At 63.0% G+C, this 16227-nt stretch carries 9 protein-coding genes, 2 tRNA genes, 3 rRNA genes and 1 pseudogene; 5 read left to right on the top strand and 10 right to left on the bottom strand.

The window, feature by feature from the left end:
• Position 1 precedes the first annotated feature (1 nt).
• From J7654_RS04500 to J7654_RS04515, 4 genes are read right to left on the bottom strand one after another with little or no spacing between them, the layout of a single operon-like run.
• Positions 2–1684, bottom strand: coding sequence for a dipeptide ABC transporter ATP-binding protein (locus J7654_RS04500; protein ID WP_245195641.1), 1683 nt, complete (start codon positions 1682–1684; stop codon positions 2–4).
• Positions 1681–2583, bottom strand: a complete 903-nt coding sequence (locus J7654_RS04505) for an ABC transporter permease (RefSeq protein ID WP_245195642.1) — start codon at positions 2581–2583, stop codon at positions 1681–1683. Before J7654_RS04505 ends, J7654_RS04500 begins: the two co-directional genes overlap by 4 nt.
• Positions 2583–3509: an ABC transporter permease gene (locus J7654_RS04510; RefSeq protein ID WP_209740219.1), complete on the bottom strand. Its 927-nt coding sequence runs from the start codon at positions 3507–3509 to the stop codon at positions 2583–2585. Before J7654_RS04510 ends, J7654_RS04505 begins: the two co-directional genes overlap by 1 nt.
• A 50-nt stretch (positions 3510–3559) precedes the next feature.
• Positions 3560–5128 (bottom strand): ABC transporter substrate-binding protein, encoded by a 1569-nt coding sequence (locus J7654_RS04515; protein WP_209738605.1) that lies wholly within the window; start codon positions 5126–5128, stop codon positions 3560–3562.
• 232 nt (positions 5129–5360) lie between these two features.
• On the opposite strand from J7654_RS04515, the gene J7654_RS04520 reads away from it, so the two are divergent.
• Positions 5361–6281: a LysR family transcriptional regulator gene (locus tag J7654_RS04520; RefSeq protein ID WP_209738606.1), complete on the top strand. Its 921-nt coding sequence runs from the start codon at positions 5361–5363 to the stop codon at positions 6279–6281.
• A gap of 23 nt (positions 6282–6304) precedes the next feature.
• Positions 6305–6656, top strand: a pseudogene (locus J7654_RS04525) (transposase); the annotation flags it as partial.
• A gap of 115 nt (positions 6657–6771) precedes the next feature.
• On the opposite strand, the gene rrf reads toward J7654_RS04525, so the two are convergent.
• The 5 genes from rrf to J7654_RS04550 all read right to left on the bottom strand — a co-directional run bounded on the left by rrf (position 6772) and on the right by J7654_RS04550 (position 12319).
• Positions 6772–6886: ribosomal RNA gene (gene rrf / locus J7654_RS04530) — 5S ribosomal RNA — on the bottom strand.
• Positions 6887–6971: 85 nt separating this feature from the next.
• Positions 6972–9793: ribosomal RNA gene (locus tag J7654_RS04535) — 23S ribosomal RNA — on the bottom strand.
• A 595-nt stretch (positions 9794–10388) separates the two neighbouring features.
• Positions 10389–10464, bottom strand: a tRNA-Ala gene (locus J7654_RS04540).
• Positions 10465–10510: 46 nt separating this feature from the next.
• A tRNA-Ile gene (locus J7654_RS04545) sits at positions 10511–10587 on the bottom strand.
• 247 nt (positions 10588–10834) lie between these two features.
• A 16S ribosomal RNA gene (locus tag J7654_RS04550) occupies positions 10835–12319 on the bottom strand.
• The 16S, 23S and 5S rRNA genes sit together here with 2 tRNA genes alongside, the layout of an rRNA operon.
• Before the next feature lie 840 nt (positions 12320–13159).
• Between J7654_RS04550 and J7654_RS04555 the strand changes: the two genes are divergently transcribed.
• The 3 genes from J7654_RS04555 to J7654_RS04565 all read left to right on the top strand — a co-directional run bounded on the left by J7654_RS04555 (position 13160) and on the right by J7654_RS04565 (position 15728).
• Positions 13160–14359 carry a sensor histidine kinase gene (locus tag J7654_RS04555; protein WP_209738607.1) on the top strand — a complete coding sequence of 400 codons (1200 nt, stop codon included), beginning with the start codon at positions 13160–13162 and terminating at the stop codon, positions 14357–14359.
• Between the two features lie 160 nt (positions 14360–14519).
• On the top strand, positions 14520–14912 hold the full coding sequence (locus J7654_RS04560; protein WP_209738608.1) for a septal ring lytic transglycosylase RlpA family protein: 393 nt from the start codon (positions 14520–14522) through the stop codon (positions 14910–14912).
• Between the two features lie 384 nt (positions 14913–15296).
• Positions 15297–15728 (top strand): Fur family transcriptional regulator, encoded by a 432-nt coding sequence (locus J7654_RS04565; protein ID WP_209738609.1) that lies wholly within the window; start codon positions 15297–15299, stop codon positions 15726–15728.
• A 22-nt stretch (positions 15729–15750) separates the two neighbouring features.
• Here J7654_RS04565 and J7654_RS04570 read toward each other — a convergent pair whose 3' ends face one another.
• Positions 15751–16185 carry an OsmC family protein gene (locus tag J7654_RS04570; RefSeq protein WP_209738610.1) on the bottom strand — a complete coding sequence of 145 codons (435 nt, stop codon included), beginning with the start codon at positions 16183–16185 and terminating at the stop codon, positions 15751–15753.
• Positions 16186–16227: the final 42 nt, after the last annotated feature.

Consider the following 16227-nt stretch of genomic DNA (forward strand, 5'->3'; position numbering starts at 1 on the left):
TTCAAGCTCCGGTGGCTATCGCCGGCGGAGACGCCGGGGCGAGTCCGTCGAGCGAGGGGATGAGGGAAAGGAGTTCGCGCGTGTAGGGATCGCGCGGCTGGTCGAAGAGGGTTTCGCAAGCTTCCAGCTCGACGATCCGCCCGGCCTTCATCACCGCGATCCGGTCGCACATCTGGCGCACCACCGCGAGGTCGTGGCTGATGAAGAGGATCGTGAGGCCGGTGCGGTCGCGCAGGTCCTTCAGGAGGTTGAGCACGCGCGCCTGCACCGACACGTCCAGCGCGGAAGTCGGCTCGTCGCAGATCAGAAGCTCCGGCCGGCTGGCGAGCGCGCGGGCGATGGAGATGCGCTGGCGCTGGCCGCCGGAGAAGGCATGGGGAAAGCGCCTGGCCGATTCCGGTGGCAGGCCCACCGCTTCGATCAGCGTCCGGGCCCCCGATGCGTCGCCCGTGCCGAAGAAGGCGATCGGTTCCTGGATTGCCGCGCCCACGCGCATGCGCGCGTTGAGCGAGGAATAGGGATCCTGGAAGATCATCTGGATGGCTTGCCGAACCGCCCTGGGCCGGCGCGCGGCAAGTTCCCGGCCGTCGAAGGCGATACGGCCGGATGTCGGCGTCGCAAGACCGGCGATCGCGGCGGCAAGGGTGGACTTGCCGCTGCCCGATTCGCCGACGATCCCGAAGATTTCGCCGCGCTTGACCGAGAAGCTCACATCGTCCACCGCCCGGTAGCCGGCGGTGCGGTTGAACAATCCGCCGCCGTAGACCACCGACAGCTTCTCCACCGCCAGCAGTTCCCCCTCGCCGCGATGGGCGGCGATCGTCCCGAGACGGGCCTGTGCCTCGGCTTCGCCCGGGTTCTGCGGATCGGTGACGGGAAAGCGGTCGAGCTTTCGGTCGAGCCGCGGCACCGCGGCGATCAGCGCGCGTGCATAGGGCGCCTTCGGTGCGCCCAGGATCTCGCGCGTCGGCCCCTGCTCGACCACCTCGCCATGGCGCATGACCGTGACCCTGTCGGCGATCTGCGCCACGACGCCCATATTGTGCGTGACGAGGAGGACGCCCACGTGCCGACGGGTCGCCAGATCGCGCAAAAGCTCCAGGATGGTCGCCTGCACCGAGACGTCCAGCGCTGTGGTGGGCTCGTCGGCCACGAGGAGGCCCGGATCACAGGAGAGCGCGGCGGCGATCACCACCCGCTGACGCTGGCCGCCCGAGAGCTGGTGCGGATATTGGCGCAGCCGGCGCTCGGGCTCCGGGATCTTCACCGCGCGCAGGAGATCGAGCGCCTTGGTCCGCGCTTGCGCGCGCGAGAACCCCAGATGGTGGCGCATCGTCTCGCAGAGCTGTTCCTCGATGGTGAAGAGCGGGTTCAGGCTCGTCATCGGATCCTGGAAGATCGCGCCGATGTCGCGGCCCGGACGAATGCCCTCGGCCCGCCCGGTGCGCGTATCGACAGGCCGGCCGGCGATCGACAGGCTGCCCGCCACGATCCGTCCGGGCCGGTCGAGCAGGCCCATGACGCAGTTGCCGACCGTGGACTTGCCCGCGCCCGATTCCCCGACCAGCGCATGTATCTCGCCGGGTTCGATCCTGAGGTCGAGGTCTCGCACGGCCACGAACGGCTCGGCGTCGGGCACCGGATACTCGACCCGCAGTCCCTCTATGGCCAGCGCCGCGCTCACGAACGCTCCTCCAGCTTCGGGTTGAAACGGTCGCGCAGCCAGTCTCCGACGATGTTGACCGACAGCACCAGCACGACCAGCGTGAGCGCCGGGAAGGTCGATATCCACCATATGCCGGAAAAAGCGTATTCGTTGCCGATGCGGATGAGCGTTCCGAGCGAGGGGTAGTCCGGCGGCATGCCCACGCCGAGGAAGGAGAGCGTCGCCTCGGTGAGCACGGCGGCGGCCAGGTTGATGGTCGAGATCACCAGGATCGGCCCCATCGCATTCGGCAGGATGTGGCGGAACAGGATGCGCCGCACCGGCAGGCCCATGATGCGCACGGCGCGCACATAGTCGCGCGACGCCTCCACCATGGTGGCCGCGCGCACGGTGCGCGCATACTGCACCCATTCGTTGATGCCGATGGCGCCGATCAGAATGATGGGCGCCCAGAACACGGTGTTCGCCCCCGGGATGACGGCCCGTGCGATCCCCGCGACCAGAAGAGCGAGAAGGATCGTGGGAAGACTGAGGAACACGTCGGCGATCCGCATGACGAGCACGTCCGCCCAGCCCCCGAGATAGCCCGAGAGAAGGCCGAGCGAGATGCCGATCGTGGCCGCGAACGCGACCGCGCCGAGCCCGATCATCACAGAGATGCGCGTCCCGTAGAGGATGGCCGACAGAAGGTCGCGGCCCTGATTGTCGGTTCCCAGCACGTAGCGGGGATCGCCGCCCTCCAGGAAGGCAGGCGGCAGCTCGCTGTCGAGGAGGTTGAAGCTCGAGGTCGAGGTGGGGTCGCTGGGGGCGATCAGCGGCGCGAGGAGGGCTGTCAGGATGATGGCGCAGCACAGGGCGCAGGCAAGCATCACATAGGGCGGCATGGCGCGGCGCAGGCGGCGGATGGCGGCGCCCATCAGCCCGCCCTCTCGCGAAGTCGCGGATCGATCACCGCGTAGAGGATGTCCACCACGGTGTTGATCGCGACGAAGACGAGCGCGACCAACAGGAGGTAGGCCGTCATCACCGGGATGTCGACGAAGATCACCGCCTGCATGAAGAGAAGGCCGAGGCCCGGCCACTGGAACACGGTCTCCGTGACGATGGCGAAGGCGATCAGGGAGCCGACCTGGAGGCCCGTCACGGTGATGACGGGCATCAGGGCGTTCTTCAGCGCCAGCCGGAAATGGATACGGCGGGCGGGAAGACCGCGCGCACGGGCGTATCGGATATAGTCGGTGGACATGATGTCGATCATCTCCGAGCGCACGAGCCGCATGATCAGCGTGGTGGAGTAGAGGGCGAGCGTCAGGGCCGGCAGGATCAGGGCGCGCCGTCCCGAAGGTGTCAGGAAGCCGGTGCTCCAGCCGCCGATGTCCACGATCTGCCCTCGTCCGAAGGAGGGCAGAAGCTGGAGGTTCACGGCGAAGACGAGGATCAGGAAGGTGCCCGTCACGAAGGTCGGCACGGATATGCCGACCAGCGAAACGGCCTGCACGAGGCGCGAGAGAACCCCGTTCGGCCGCAGCGCGCACAGGACGCCCGCCGGGATCCCGAGGGCCAGAGCGAGGATCGTGGCGGCCAGCACCAGCTCGAGCGTGGCCGGCGCGCGCTCGGCGATCAGGGCCAACACCTCCCGCTGGTTGCGGTAGCTGATGCCCAGATCGCCCTGGACGACGCGGCCGAGGAAGCGCCCATACTGGATGACGATCGCGTCGTTCAGCCCCAGACTCGCGCGCAGCGCCTCTCGCTCGGCGATGCTCGCATCCTCTCGCGCCATCAACTGGACCGGATCGCCCACGAAACGGAACATGGCGAAGGCGATGGCGGTCACCGCGAGCATCACGAGAACCGCCTGAGCCAGCCGCGCGAGAAAGAGGCGCGCCACCGAACCTACTCGCCGATCGTCGCGAACCAGAGGCGGACATATTCGTCCGCGAACTGCGGGACGCTGACCCCCTCGCGCACCGCCATCGCCACCGGCTGCTGGTGCAGGGGCAGGTAATAGGCTTTATCGCGCGTGATCCGGAAGGCTTCCGCCAGCATGGCCCTGCGTGCCTCCTCGTCCAGCTCCGTAGCGGCGCTGACGTCCAGTTCGTCGATGCGCGGATCGGACAGGCCATTGGGATTGTTGCCGCCGCGAGAGCCATCGCGCGTGGCGAGGAGGGCGTGCAGAACACTGAAACCGTCCATGGCCGGGAGCGTGGCCCAGCCGGACATGTAGATGTCGGTCTCCCCCCGGTCGACCTTCGGGAAGAAGGTGGACCGGCTCTCGGTGGTCAGGTCGACCGTGATGCCGAGCCGTTCCCAGAACGCCTTGACCGCCACGCAGATCTGCTCGTCGTTGATGTAACGGTCGTTGGAGCAGTCGAGCTTGACGGTGAAGCCCTCGCCATAGCCGGCTTCGGCCAGGAGCGCCGACGCCTGTTCCGGGTCGTAGGGATAGGGCTGGTCGATGGATTCCTCGTAGCCCGGCACCTGGGGGGCGACCATGATGCCCACCGTGCGCGAGTTCCCGCGCATGATGCGCTCGCGCAGGGCGTCGTGGTCGATCCCGTGCCACAGGGCCTTGCGCACGCGCTCGTCGAGCAGCGGATTGGGCTCGCCGGGCATGGCGTGGAGATGTTCGTTGAAGTTGAAGCCCAGATAGATCAGGCGCAGCGCGGGCTCCTGCTCCACCGTGAAGCCGTCCGCGCTCTCCACCCGCTGAATATCCTGCAGGGGAATTGGAGCAATCATGTCGAGTTCGCCCGAGAGAAGGGCGGCCACGCGCGTCGCATCCGAGGTGATGGGCCGGAACTCGATGCCTGTGAGATTGTGCTCGGGCGTGTCCCACCACTCCTCGTTCACGCTCATCACCGTGCCCATGTCGGGGCGGTAGCTGTCGAGCACGAAGGGCCCCGTGCCGTTGGCGTTCGTCGAGGCGTAGGAGGTGGTGCCGGTGGAGACGTTGCCGGGTGCGAGGGCATCATGCTCCTCCATCCATTCCCGATCCATGATGTAGACGCCGGACAATTCGTTCAGGAGGAGCGGATGCGGGCCTTCGAGATGGAAATCGACGGTCAGGTCGTCGATCTTTTCCACCCGGGCGATGCCCGAGATATTGCCGCGTGCCCGCGCATCCGGATGCATCAGCCGTTCGAGCGAGGCGACCACGTCGTCGGCCGTGAAGCTGTTTCCGTTATGGAACGTCACGCCTTCGCGCAGCTTGAAGCGCCAGCGCGTGGGTTCCTCGATCTCCCAGGACGTGGCCAGCGCGGGCTCGATCTCCAGCGATCGCGAGCGCCGCACCAGCGGTTCGTAGACATGATGGAGCACGCTGGCCGTGAAGCTCTCGGTATGAGCGTAGGGGTCCAGGGTCACGACGTCGCCTTGCGAGGACCAGCGCAGGGTCTCGGCGGACGCCGTTCCGCAGAGGAGCGTGGCCAGCCCCAGGCTCATGGCGGTGCGATGCAGCTTCATGTCGAAACTCCTGATGGGCGCGCGCCATCGTTTGCCGACGACGCATGTTGCGAGCGGTCCATCCCGGTCGGCCGGGAGAGTGATCGGTTGGGGCGAGGGAACGAGATTGTCGCCTGGACGCGAGATCAACACAGCCAAGGCTTGAGCCGCAACATCATCTCATTATTAAAAATCAGACCTTCTTTATAAGATTGGGTGATGGTGCCCAAGAAGGATGCTGACAGGAGATTTTATGCTCACCTTCCGGCAGTTGGAGACGTTTCGTCATGTCATGCGCACGCGCACGACCGTGGGCGCGGCAAAGGCGTTGCGCGTCTCGCAACCGGCCGTGTCGAACGCCATCAAGCAGATGGAAGGGCAGGTGGGGTTCGAACTCTTCGAACGGATCGGCAATCGTCTCATCCCGACGCCGGACGCGGAGGAGATGTATCGCGACAGCGAGGCGATCTTCAGCCTTTATCACGCGCTGACGCACCGGATCGAAAGCCGGCGCAACAGCGCCGCGGGCAATCTGCGCATTGTCTGCACGCCGCCCTTGGCAAACGCCCTGGCGCCGTTGGCGATCAGGAATTTCCTGGCGGCGCGGCCGGGCGTACGCGTCAGCCTCGACACGCGGCGTATCGACGGCGTTCTCGAGGCGGTGGAAACGCGCAGTGCCGATGTCGGCTTCGCGCTCAACCCGCCGACGCGCGATGGGCTGGTCAGCGAGCGGATCGCCTGGGGGCAGGTGGTCTGCGCCTTCGTGCCGGGGCATCCTCTGGAGAACAAGCTCGCCGTGACGGCGGCCGATCTCCAGGGCCATCCGCTCGTGCTCTACGAGCCGCAGAGCCGGCTGAATCTTATGTTGGGAGAAGGATTCGTGACCGAGCGAATGCGGGCCGAGGCCGTGGCAGAGGTGCGATACAGCACCCTTGCTTGCCTTCTGGCCGAAACAGGCATCGGCGTGACGCTCGTCGATTCGCTCACTGCCATGGCCGGCAGCCGTTACAGGCTAACGTTCAGGCCGCTTCACCCTGCACAGCCCGTGCCGGTCTGCATAATCCGACGAGACGGCGAAACCGGCAAGCGCGTGCAGACCGCCTTTCTGGACGATGTGCGACGGTCTTCGTTGCTTGACGGGCTCATGGGATTCGGCGATAGCTACGATTATTAAATGCCATATCAGGGACTGAACAGCCCGCGATGACGCTCTACAATCGCTGGAAGCGTTGGGATGAAATGGGCGTCTTCGTCGGATGATGGAGGGGCTGGCTGCGGCAGGTGCCGAGCGGAAGACGATCATGATCGACGCGACCTATCTGAAGGCGCATCGCACGACGTCGAGCTTGGTGGTTTAAAAGGGGGTCTCGGACGCCTGATCGGTCGTACCAAAGGCGGCATGAACACCAAGCTCCACGCCGTTGCCGATGCGGAGGGTCGTCCCTTGAGCTTCTTCGTGACCGCCGGACCGGTCAGCGACTACACCGGGGCTGCCGCACTGCTGGACGATCTGCCCAAGGCACAGTGGCTGCTCGGTGATCGCGGCTATGTGCCCGGGATCGCCGGGGCGTTCCGCGTGGGTGTGCGAACGCAAAAAGCCCCCGCCGGTTTTGACCGTGCGAGGGCTTGGATGGGGTGTGAAGGGAGGGGGATGTGATTTGCAGACCTGGCAGCGACCGACTTTCCCGCGTCTTGAGACGAAGTATCATAGGCGCTGAGGCGTTTCACGGCCGAGTTCGGAATGGGATCGGGTGCAGCCACCTCGCTGGAACCACCAGGTCGGCAAATCACATCTGTTCTGGAAGCTGGTATTGAGACGAAGCGCCATTGCCGTCGCGAGAGCGATGAGCATTGGCGAATGAGAACGATCAAGCCGATCGAGCTATTAGTACCGGTAAGCTTCATGCGTTGCCGCACTTCCACACCCGGCCTATCGACGTGGTGGTCTTCCACGGCTCTGATAGGGAATACTCGTTTCCAGGTGGGTTTCCCGCTTAGATGCCTTCAGCGGTTATCCCGACCGTACATAGCTACCCTGCACTGCGGCTGGCGCCACAACAGGTCCACCAGAGGTACGTCCATCCCGGTCCTCTCGTACTAGGGACAGATCCTGTCAATATTCCTACACCCACGGCAGATAGGGACCGAACTGTCTCACGACGTTCTGAACCCAGCTCACGTACCGCTTTAATTGGCGAACAGCCAAACCCTTGGGACCTGCTCCAGCCCCAGGATGCGATGAGCCGACATCGAGGTGCCAAACAACCCCGTCGATATGGACTCTTGGGGGTCATCAGCCTGTTATCCCCGGCGTACCTTTTATCCGTTGAGCGATGGCCCTTCCACTCGGGACCACCGGATCACTATGACCGACTTTCGTCTCTGCTCGACTTGTCTGTCTCGCAGTCAGGCAGGCTTATGCCATTGCACTCGACGACCGATTTCCGACCGGTCTGAGCCCACCATCGCGCGCCTCCGTTACTCTTTGGGAGGCGACCGCCCCAGTCAAACTACCCACCATACACTGTCCCGGACCCGGATGACGGGCCGCGGTTAGACATCCATGACGATAAGGGTGGTATTTCAAGGATGGCTCCACGCGAGCTGGCGCCCACGCTTCAAAGCCTACCACCTATCCTACACATGCCGACACGAATGCCAGTGTAAAGCTATAGTAAAGGTGCACGGGGTCTTTCCGTCTGACCGCAGGAACCCCGCATCTTCACGGGGAATTCAATTTCACTGAGTCTGCGTTGGAGACAGCGGGGAAGTCGTTACGCCATTCGTGCAGGTCGGAACTTACCCGACAAGGAATTTCGCTACCTTAGGACCGTTATAGTTACGGCCGCCGTTTACTGGGGCTTCGATTCAAAGCTTGCACCTCTCCTCTTAACCTTCCAGCACCGGGCAGGCGTCAGACCCTATACGTCGTCTTTCGACTTCGCAGAGCCCTGTGTTTTTGATAAACAGTCGCTACCCCCTGGTCTGTGCCACCACCATACGGTTGCCCGCATGGAGGTCACGCTTCTTCCGAAGTTACGCGTGCAATTTGCCGAGTTCCTTCAACGCAGTTCTCTCAAGCGCCTTGGTATGCTCTACCAGTCCACCTGTGTCGGTTTCGGGTACGGTCTATACGGTGGGGCTATTTCCTGGGACCCCTTCGCTGCCGAACCAATCCGATAAGGATCGACAACACACAGGATCCGTCACTCACCACCAGGCCCACGATTATTAACGTGGTTCCCATCGACTACGCCTTTCGGCCTCGCCTTAGGGGCCGGCTAACCCTGCTCAGATTAACTTTAAGCAGGAACCCTTGGACTTTCGGCGAGGGAGTCTCTCACTCCCTTTATCGTTACTCATGTCAGCATTCGCACTTCCCATACCTCCACCGGCCCTCACGGGTCCGGCTTCAACGGCCTAGGGAACGCTCCGCTACCGCTTGCATCATAGATGCAAACCCACAGCTTCGGTGTATGGCTTGAGCCCCGGTACATTTTCGGCGCAAGAACCCTTAAATCTAGACCAGTGAGCTGTTACGCTTTCTTTAAATGATGGCTGCTTCTAAGCCAACATCCTGGTTGTTTTGGGATTCTCACATCCTTTCCCACTTAGCCATAACTTGGGGACCTTAGCTGGTGGTCAGGGTTGTTTCCCTCTCCACGACGGACGTTAGCACCCGCCGTGTGTCTGCCGGACAGCACTTCCAGGTATTCGGAGTTTGGTTGGGTTTGGTAAGACGGTGAGTCCCCCTAGCCCATCCAGTGCTCTACCCCCTGGAGTGTTCATCCGACGCTCTACCTAAATAGATTTCGCGGAGAACCAGCTATTTCCGAGTTTGATTGGCCTTTCACCCCTAGCCACAAGTCATCCCAATCTATTGCAACAGATGCGGGTTCGGTCCTTCAGTGCGTGTTACCGCACCTTCAACCTGCTCATGGCTAGATCACTCGGTTTCGGGTCTAATCCGACGAACTGAACGCCCTGTTCAGACTCGCTTTCGCTGCGCCTACACCTACCGGCTTAAGCTCGCTCGCCAGACTAAGTCGCTGACCCATTATACAAAAGGTACGCGGTCACCAATGATGGCTCCCACTGTTTGTAGGCATCCGGTTTCAGGTTCTCTTTCACTCCCCTTGTCGGGGTGCTTTTCACCTTTCCCTCACGGTACTGGTTCACTATCGGTCATGCACGAGTACTTAGGCTTGGAGGGTGGTCCCCCCAATTTCAGACAGGATTTCACGTGTCCCGCCTTACTCGAGGACCTCAAAGAGCATTGCGCCTACGGGACTATCACCCACTCATGTCAGGCTTTCCAACCTGTTCGGCTTCTCTCATATGAGGCCACTGGCCTGGTCCGCGTTCGCTCGCCGCTACTGACGGAGTCTCGGTTGATGTCCTTTCCTTCGGGTACTTAGATGTTTCAGTTCCCCGAGTTCGCTTCTAACCCCTATGTATTCAGAGTCAGATACCTTTTTGACGATCCTTGGAAACCGCAGCGCCACCGGAAAGCTCGCGCCCTCCAGTGCCGTTCCGATTTTCCAAGGATCAAAGGTGGGTTGCCCCATTCGGAAATCCACGGATCAAAGCTTATTCGCAGCTCCCCATGGCTTATCGCAGCGTATCACGTCCTTCATCGCCTGTGCATGCCAAGGCATTCACCAGATGCCCTTAAGACACTTGATCGTTCTCATCGCCAATGCTCATCATTGCCCGCCTGCTCACGCCGGCGATCCATCGGGATCGCCGTCTGCGCAGGGCGCGGTCCATCAGGACCGACGGCCGTTCGGCCTCGCGAACCCAAAAGGGTTCGATCGGCGTCACGTCCTTCGGAGGATGAACAACTCGAACAAGAGAGAGACGAGCATTGTCGCTTCATTCTCTTCAGAAGCGCCGACAACACCGGCCCGCGTGCAACGGGGATCGGCGTCCTGCGACGGCGCTTCATGCCAACTCCATCCGCTCGGGACGGAATTGACGAAAGACCAGCTTCCAGAGACGGGACCCGATGATGGCGGTCAGGCACATCAATCGCTCGACCCGAACGGCGAACCGCTCGGGCGGGTATGGCGCAGAATGAACTCCAGGAGGCGATGAACCTCCTGGCACCCTGCCCCGGACGGGATCGCATCGCACTCAGGCGCCAGCGATCCCTCAGGACCCGTCTTCTCTTCACATTGTCATCAGAACAGGCAGACACTCGACCCGTTGGCCAAGGCTGCAAACCTTTTCTTTCCCCTGGATGACGACCCCGCGCTCGACACGCACTCCCCGAAAGAAGTGGTGGAGCTTGTCGGGATCGAACCGACGACCCCCTGCTTGCAAAGCAGGTGCTCTCCCAGCTGAGCTAAAGCCCCGATCGCCTGCCCGGGTCCACCAGACCCGACAAACGAGCGTCAGGTCTGGTGGGCCCGGGTAGATTCGAACTACCGACCTCACCCTTATCAGGGGTGCGCTCTAACCAACTGAGCTACGGGCCCGATCTCGGCTCGCCCGGCAACCCAAGGGCTGCACGGGCCAAACATCCAGTGAAGAAAGAGAAACGAGGGCGGCGGCGCCTGCCTGACCACAACCATCCGAGGATGGCATGGCGCTTTTGTATGCGCGGCATCAACCTGACTGGTCGACACCTTGTTCTAAAACAATCCGATACGGTTCTGTCCGGGCAGTCGCCCAATCCCGAAGGACAGGATGACGGGCCGGAGGGCCGTGAGGGATCGTCCTTAGAAAGGAGGTGATCCAGCCGCAGGTTCCCCTACGGCTACCTTGTTACGACTTCACCCCAGTCGCTGACCCTACCGTGGCTGGCTGCCTCCCTTGCGGGTTAGCGCACCATCTTCGGGTAGAACCAACTCCCATGGTGTGACGGGCGGTGTGTACAAGGCCCGGGAACGTATTCACCGTGGCATGCTGATCCACGATTACTAGCGATTCCAACTTCATGCTCTCGAGTTGCAGAGAACAATCCGAACTGAGACGGCTTTTTGGGATTCGCTCACCATCGCTGGCTGGCTGCCCATTGTCACCGCCATTGTAGCACGTGTGTAGCCCAGCCCGTAAGGGCCATGAGGACTTGACGTCATCCCCACCTTCCTCTCGGCTTATCACCGGCAGTCCCCCTAGAGTGCCCAACTGAATGATGGCAACTAAGGGCGAGGGTTGCGCTCGTTGCGGGACTTAACCCAACATCTCACGACACGAGCTGACGACAGCCATGCAGCACCTGTGTCCACGTCCCGAAGGAAGGAAGCCGTCTCCGGCAACCGTCGTGGCATGTCAAGAGCTGGTAAGGTTCTGCGCGTTGCTTCGAATTAAACCACATGCTCCACCGCTTGTGCGGGCCCCCGTCAATTCCTTTGAGTTTTAATCTTGCGACCGTACTCCCCAGGCGGGAAGCTTAATGCGTTAACTGCGCCACCGAAAGGTAAACCCCCCGACGGCTAGCTTCCATCGTTTACGGCGTGGACTACCAGGGTATCTAATCCTGTTTGCTCCCCACGCTTTCGCACCTCAGCGTCAGTACCGGACCAGTGAGCCGCCTTCGCCACTGGTGTTCCTGCGAATATCTACGAATTTCACCTCTACACTCGCAATTCCACTCACCTCTTCCGGACTCAAGACACCCAGTATCAAAGGCAGTTCCGGGGTTGAGCCCCGGGATTTCACCCCTGACTTAAATGTCCGCCTACGTGCGCTTTACGCCCAGTAATTCCGAACAACGCTAGCCCCCTTCGTATTACCGCGGCTGCTGGCACGAAGTTAGCCGGGGCTTCTTCTGTGGGTACCGTCATTATCGTCCCCACTGAAAGAGCTTTACAACCCTAGGGCCTTCATCACTCACGCGGCATGGCTGGATCAGGCTTGCGCCCATTGTCCAATATTCCCCACTGCTGCCTCCCGTAGGAGTTTGGGCCGTGTCTCAGTCCCAATGTGGCTGATCATCCTCTTAGACCAGCTATGGATCGTCGCCTTGGTGAGCCTTTACCCCACCAACTAGCTAATCCAACGCGGGCTCATCCATCCCCGATAAATCTTTCCCCCAAAGGGCGTATACGGTATTAATTCCAGTTTCCCGGAGCTATCCCGTAGGGTTGGGTAGATTCCCACGCGTTACTCACCCGTCTGCCACTCACCCCGAAGGATGCGTTCGACTTGCATGTGTTAAGCCTGCCGCCAGCGTTCGTTCTGAGCCAGGATCAAACTCTCAGGTTTGTAATAAGAGCTATCCCGACTAGTCACTGTCTCAAAGCATCGACGAGAGTTATCGAAAACGGCCAAACGCCCGGCCAGCCAAAGCCAACCAGACAAAATCAACCGATCCCACTCCCCATCCTCGCAAAACCAGCCAAAACCAGCCCCGCGCCAGATGAGAAACGTACACTCTCTATCGTCAGAGACCTGTGAACCGTCGGTTCATCTCTCCAGAAACCTCAAGACCCAGCCAAAGCCAGACCCCTCGGTCCCCGCAGACAACCGCCGTCCACGTCTCTCTTTCTTCTTCAATCTTCAATTCTCAAAGAACCCGGCAAAACCCAAAAGCTCGCCGCTCGGCCAAAACCCCCTTCCGGGAACCCAGCCTCAAAGCATCCAAAGACACTCCGAATATCGTACCAACTACAGCATCCAAAGGCGCAAAACCGAGCCGGTACAGCCGAACCCCAAGGAAAATCCCCGAAACCCAACCGCCAGCTCAACTTTCCGGCAGTCCAGAACACAGCGTCCCCGCCCCGTCCAAACCGCCCCGGCGCCCACCGCCGTCGTCGATGAGCGGCTTATAGGGGGCATTCCCGATCCGGGTCAATCGCTTTTTTGGCGGTCAGCCGAACTTTTTTCGAAAGGCTTTTCCGGTCAATAACTTGGCGGCTGCGCAATCGTCATCGGCCCGTCATCCCCCGGTCACCGGCGCGTCGATGCGCGCTCAAACGCCTGTTCATCGGGCCTCACGGGCCTGTTCCTGCGCGTTTCGCCCTTTTCCCGGCGCATCGCCACGCTTATCTGGGAGCGGCGTTCGCGCATCCGCCCGGGGATACGGATCGCCGAAGGGGGTTGATCATGCACAGCGAGAGCGAGGGGCCGGGACGGGCCGACGAGCTTTCCTACCGGCTTCGCCAGCAGAGGCTGCTCGTGGCCTTCGCGCGCATGGCCTTGCAGGCCTCCACGCACGAGGAGCTTCTCGATGAAGCAAGCGCGCTGGCGGCCCAGGGGCTCGAGGCGAGTTACGGCAAGGTGCTGGAATACCGGCCCGAGTCGGGCGACCTGCTCCTGCGAGCGGGCGTGGGCTGGGCACGCGAGGAGATCGGCGCGGTCGTCCTGCAGATCGACCCCGCCTCGCCGGCCGGCTATGCGTTCCAGCACGGAACCCCGGTCCTCTCCAACCATCTGAGCAGCGAGAGCCGTTTCCGCACGCCCGATCTCCTCGTGCGCTACCGGATAAGGCGCGCCCTCAACGTCCTGATCGAGCGCGGCGGCGAGGAGCAGGATCGCTACGGCGTGCTGGAGGTCGACAGTCCCGATCCTGGCAGCTTCGACGCGGCCGATGCCGAGTTCCTGGCGGGCTGCGCCGGCATTCTGGGCGTGGCGATCGAGCGCCTGCGCTCGGAGGACAGGCTCCGCGAGGCGCTGGAGCGGCAGGCCTTCGTCACGCGCGAGATGAGCCACCGGGTCAAGAACAGCCTCGGCATCGTGGCCAGCCTGCTGCGCGTCAACGCCAAGACGACGCGCGATCCGGGCGCGCAGGCGGCGCTGGAAGACGCCGAGGCCCGCGTCATGACCATCGCCAAGGTGCACGACCACCTCTGGCGCGGCGGCACGGTGGGCGTCGTCGCCCTGCCCGCCTTCCTGGGCGATCTATGCCGTAACCTGGCCGAGAGCGCCGGGGGAATCGTCATCGAAAGTGCGATCGAGCCTCTGTCCGTCGGCGCGGATCAGGCGATTCCCATCGGCCTGATCGTCAACGAGCTCGTCACCAACGCGCTGAAATACGCCTATTCCGACGGGTGCGGCACCGTGAACGTCGCCTTGGCGCGCAAGGAAGGCGAGCTTGTGCTGGAGGTGCGCGACGCCGGCGCCGGGCTGCCGGAGGATTTCGATCTCGCCGCCCCGCGCCCCAGCTTCGGGATGCGCATCATCCTCAATCTGGCCCGGCAGCTCGACGCGACATTGGAGGCCGAGCGCCTGGCGCAAGGCACCCTGTTCCGCTGCCGGATGCCCCTGTCGATCCTGGAAAACTCGCCCCCGCCCCCGGCCGGCTGAGGCCGAAAGCGAGCCCCCGCAAGGGGTTGCGCGAGAGCCGAATTGGTTCCCGCGTCGCGAAATGACCTTATTTGCGCCGGTCGCCCCCCTCATTCTCGACATGTCCGATGCCCAAGAGGCCGCTGCTTTCAAGCGCCCCGAAACGAGCACGGATGATCACATGACGCTCATGCCGAGGATGGCCTTCGCCCTGGCCTGTCTCACCTGCACCCTGTCCACGGCCTCCATGGCCGTCCCGGCTCTCGCGGAGCCGGCCGTGGTGCGCACCGTTTCCGGCCCCGCCTCCTGGTATGGGCCCGGGTTCCACGGCCGCAAGACAGCCAATGGCGAGCGCTTCGACATGAACGGGCTGACGGCCGCCCATCGCTCCCTGCCCTTCGGCACCAAGGTACGCGTCACCAATCGCAACAACGGGCGGACCGTCACGGTGCGCATCAACGATCGCGGGCCGTTCCACGGCAACCGCGTCATCGACCTCTCCCGCGCCGCGGCCAGCAGGCTGGGCATCGTCAGCTCGGGCGTCGGCAGCGTGCGGCTGGATATCCTGTCCTGACGACAACGGGCGGGCCGGCGAGACTTCGCGCCCTTGTCGTCCAGGCTCATGCCGGGTTCGGCAAGCAGGCCCCGGCTCGTGTCAGGGAAAGAGGATGTTGAAGGCCAGTGTCCCGCCGGTCAGGAAGAGGGTGAAGAAGGTCAGATTCACGAACACAGATACGAACGTCTCAACCCGCATGCCGGCCTCCTTGATGATCGCCGGTTGAACGCGGTGGCCCGTGCGCTGGTTCCCCCACTCTTCTTTCGGCCCCCGCGCCGGCGCCTCGCCCGGCCGATCTCGCCGCACCCTTGTGTGCGGGCGGTTTTCCTCGCGCGGCCTTTCTGACAAAACGGGGGTCCGGCGCTCGCCGTGCACAGCCAGTTGAGGGAAGCGGAACGATCCATGGCAGAGCCGGCGCAGCCAGCACAAGACTACGAATCGCTGCTGCGCGCGGCCGGCGTGCGGATCACGCGCCAGCGCCGCACGATCCTGACGATCCTGACGGACGGCGGCGATCACCCGGACGCGCTGGAGATCTTCCGCCGCGCCTGCGCGGTCGATCCGTCCATTTCCCTCTCCACCGTGTACCGCACCATGAAGGTGCTGGAGGAGAAGGGCGCCATCCATCGCCATGCCTTCGGCGACGGGCCCTCGCGGTTCGAGCAGGCGGACGGCGCCCACCACGATCACCTGATCGACATCGATTCGGGCGACGTCATCGAGTTCCGCTCCGAACGCATCGAGGCGCTTCAGGAGGAGATCGCCAAGGAGCTGGGATACGAGATCGTCTCGCACCGGCTGGAGCTTTATGCCAGGAAGCGCCGCCCGCGCTGATCGGCCCGGGCGGCGCCCTTCGTCAGAGGAGCTTGGCGTCGAGCGAGACCGTGATCGCGCCCAGCGCCTTGGAAACGGGGCATCCGGCCTTGGCCTTGTCGGCCAGCTCCCGGAACGCCGCCTCCTCGATGCCCGGAACCTTGGCCTCGAGCGTGATGGCGCTCTGCGTGATCTCGAAGCCGGCCGCGCCCTGCTCGACGCTCACCACCGCGCGCGCCTTCAACTCTTCGGCCGGCGTGCCGTTCTCGGCCAGGAAGTGCGAAAGCTGCATGGCGAAGCAGCCGGCATGGGCGGCGGCCAGAAGCTCCTCCGGGTTGGTTCCCGAACGGCCCGATTCGTCCTCGAAGCGCGCCTTGAAGGAATAGCCATGCGCATCGAGCGCGCCGGACTGGGTGGTGATCGTGCCCTTGCCGTCGCCGAGCGCGCCGTTCCAGATGGCGGTTGCGTGTCGTTTCATGGAAAAACGTCTCCCTGTGGGGTTCAGCGTGCGGGCGTCCGG

The organism is Aureimonas populi (assembly GCF_017815515.1).
In the GTDB taxonomy this organism is placed as follows: Bacteria; Pseudomonadota; Alphaproteobacteria; order Rhizobiales; family Rhizobiaceae; genus Aureimonas; species Aureimonas populi.

Coding starts and splice junctions, on each gene's coding strand:
- J7654_RS04505 (WP_245195642.1), bottom strand. CDS start 2,583: ATGGGCGCCGCCATCCGCCGCCTGCGCCGCGCCATGCCGCCCTATGTG.
- J7654_RS04510 (WP_209740219.1), bottom strand. CDS start 3,509: ATGCTCGCGGTGACCGCCATCGCCTTCGCCATGTTCCGTTTCGTGGGC.
- J7654_RS04560 (WP_209738608.1), top strand. CDS start 14,520: ATGACGCTCATGCCGAGGATGGCCTTCGCCCTGGCCTGTCTCACCTGC.
- J7654_RS04555 (WP_209738607.1), top strand. CDS start 13,160: ATGCACAGCGAGAGCGAGGGGCCGGGACGGGCCGACGAGCTTTCCTAC.
- J7654_RS04570 (WP_209738610.1), bottom strand. CDS start 16,185: ATGAAACGACACGCAACCGCCATCTGGAACGGCGCGCTCGGCGACGGC.
- J7654_RS04515 (WP_209738605.1), bottom strand. CDS start 5,128: ATGAAGCTGCATCGCACCGCCATGAGCCTGGGGCTGGCCACGCTCCTC.
- J7654_RS04520 (WP_209738606.1), top strand. CDS start 5,361: ATGCTCACCTTCCGGCAGTTGGAGACGTTTCGTCATGTCATGCGCACG.
- J7654_RS04565 (WP_209738609.1), top strand. CDS start 15,297: ATGGCAGAGCCGGCGCAGCCAGCACAAGACTACGAATCGCTGCTGCGC.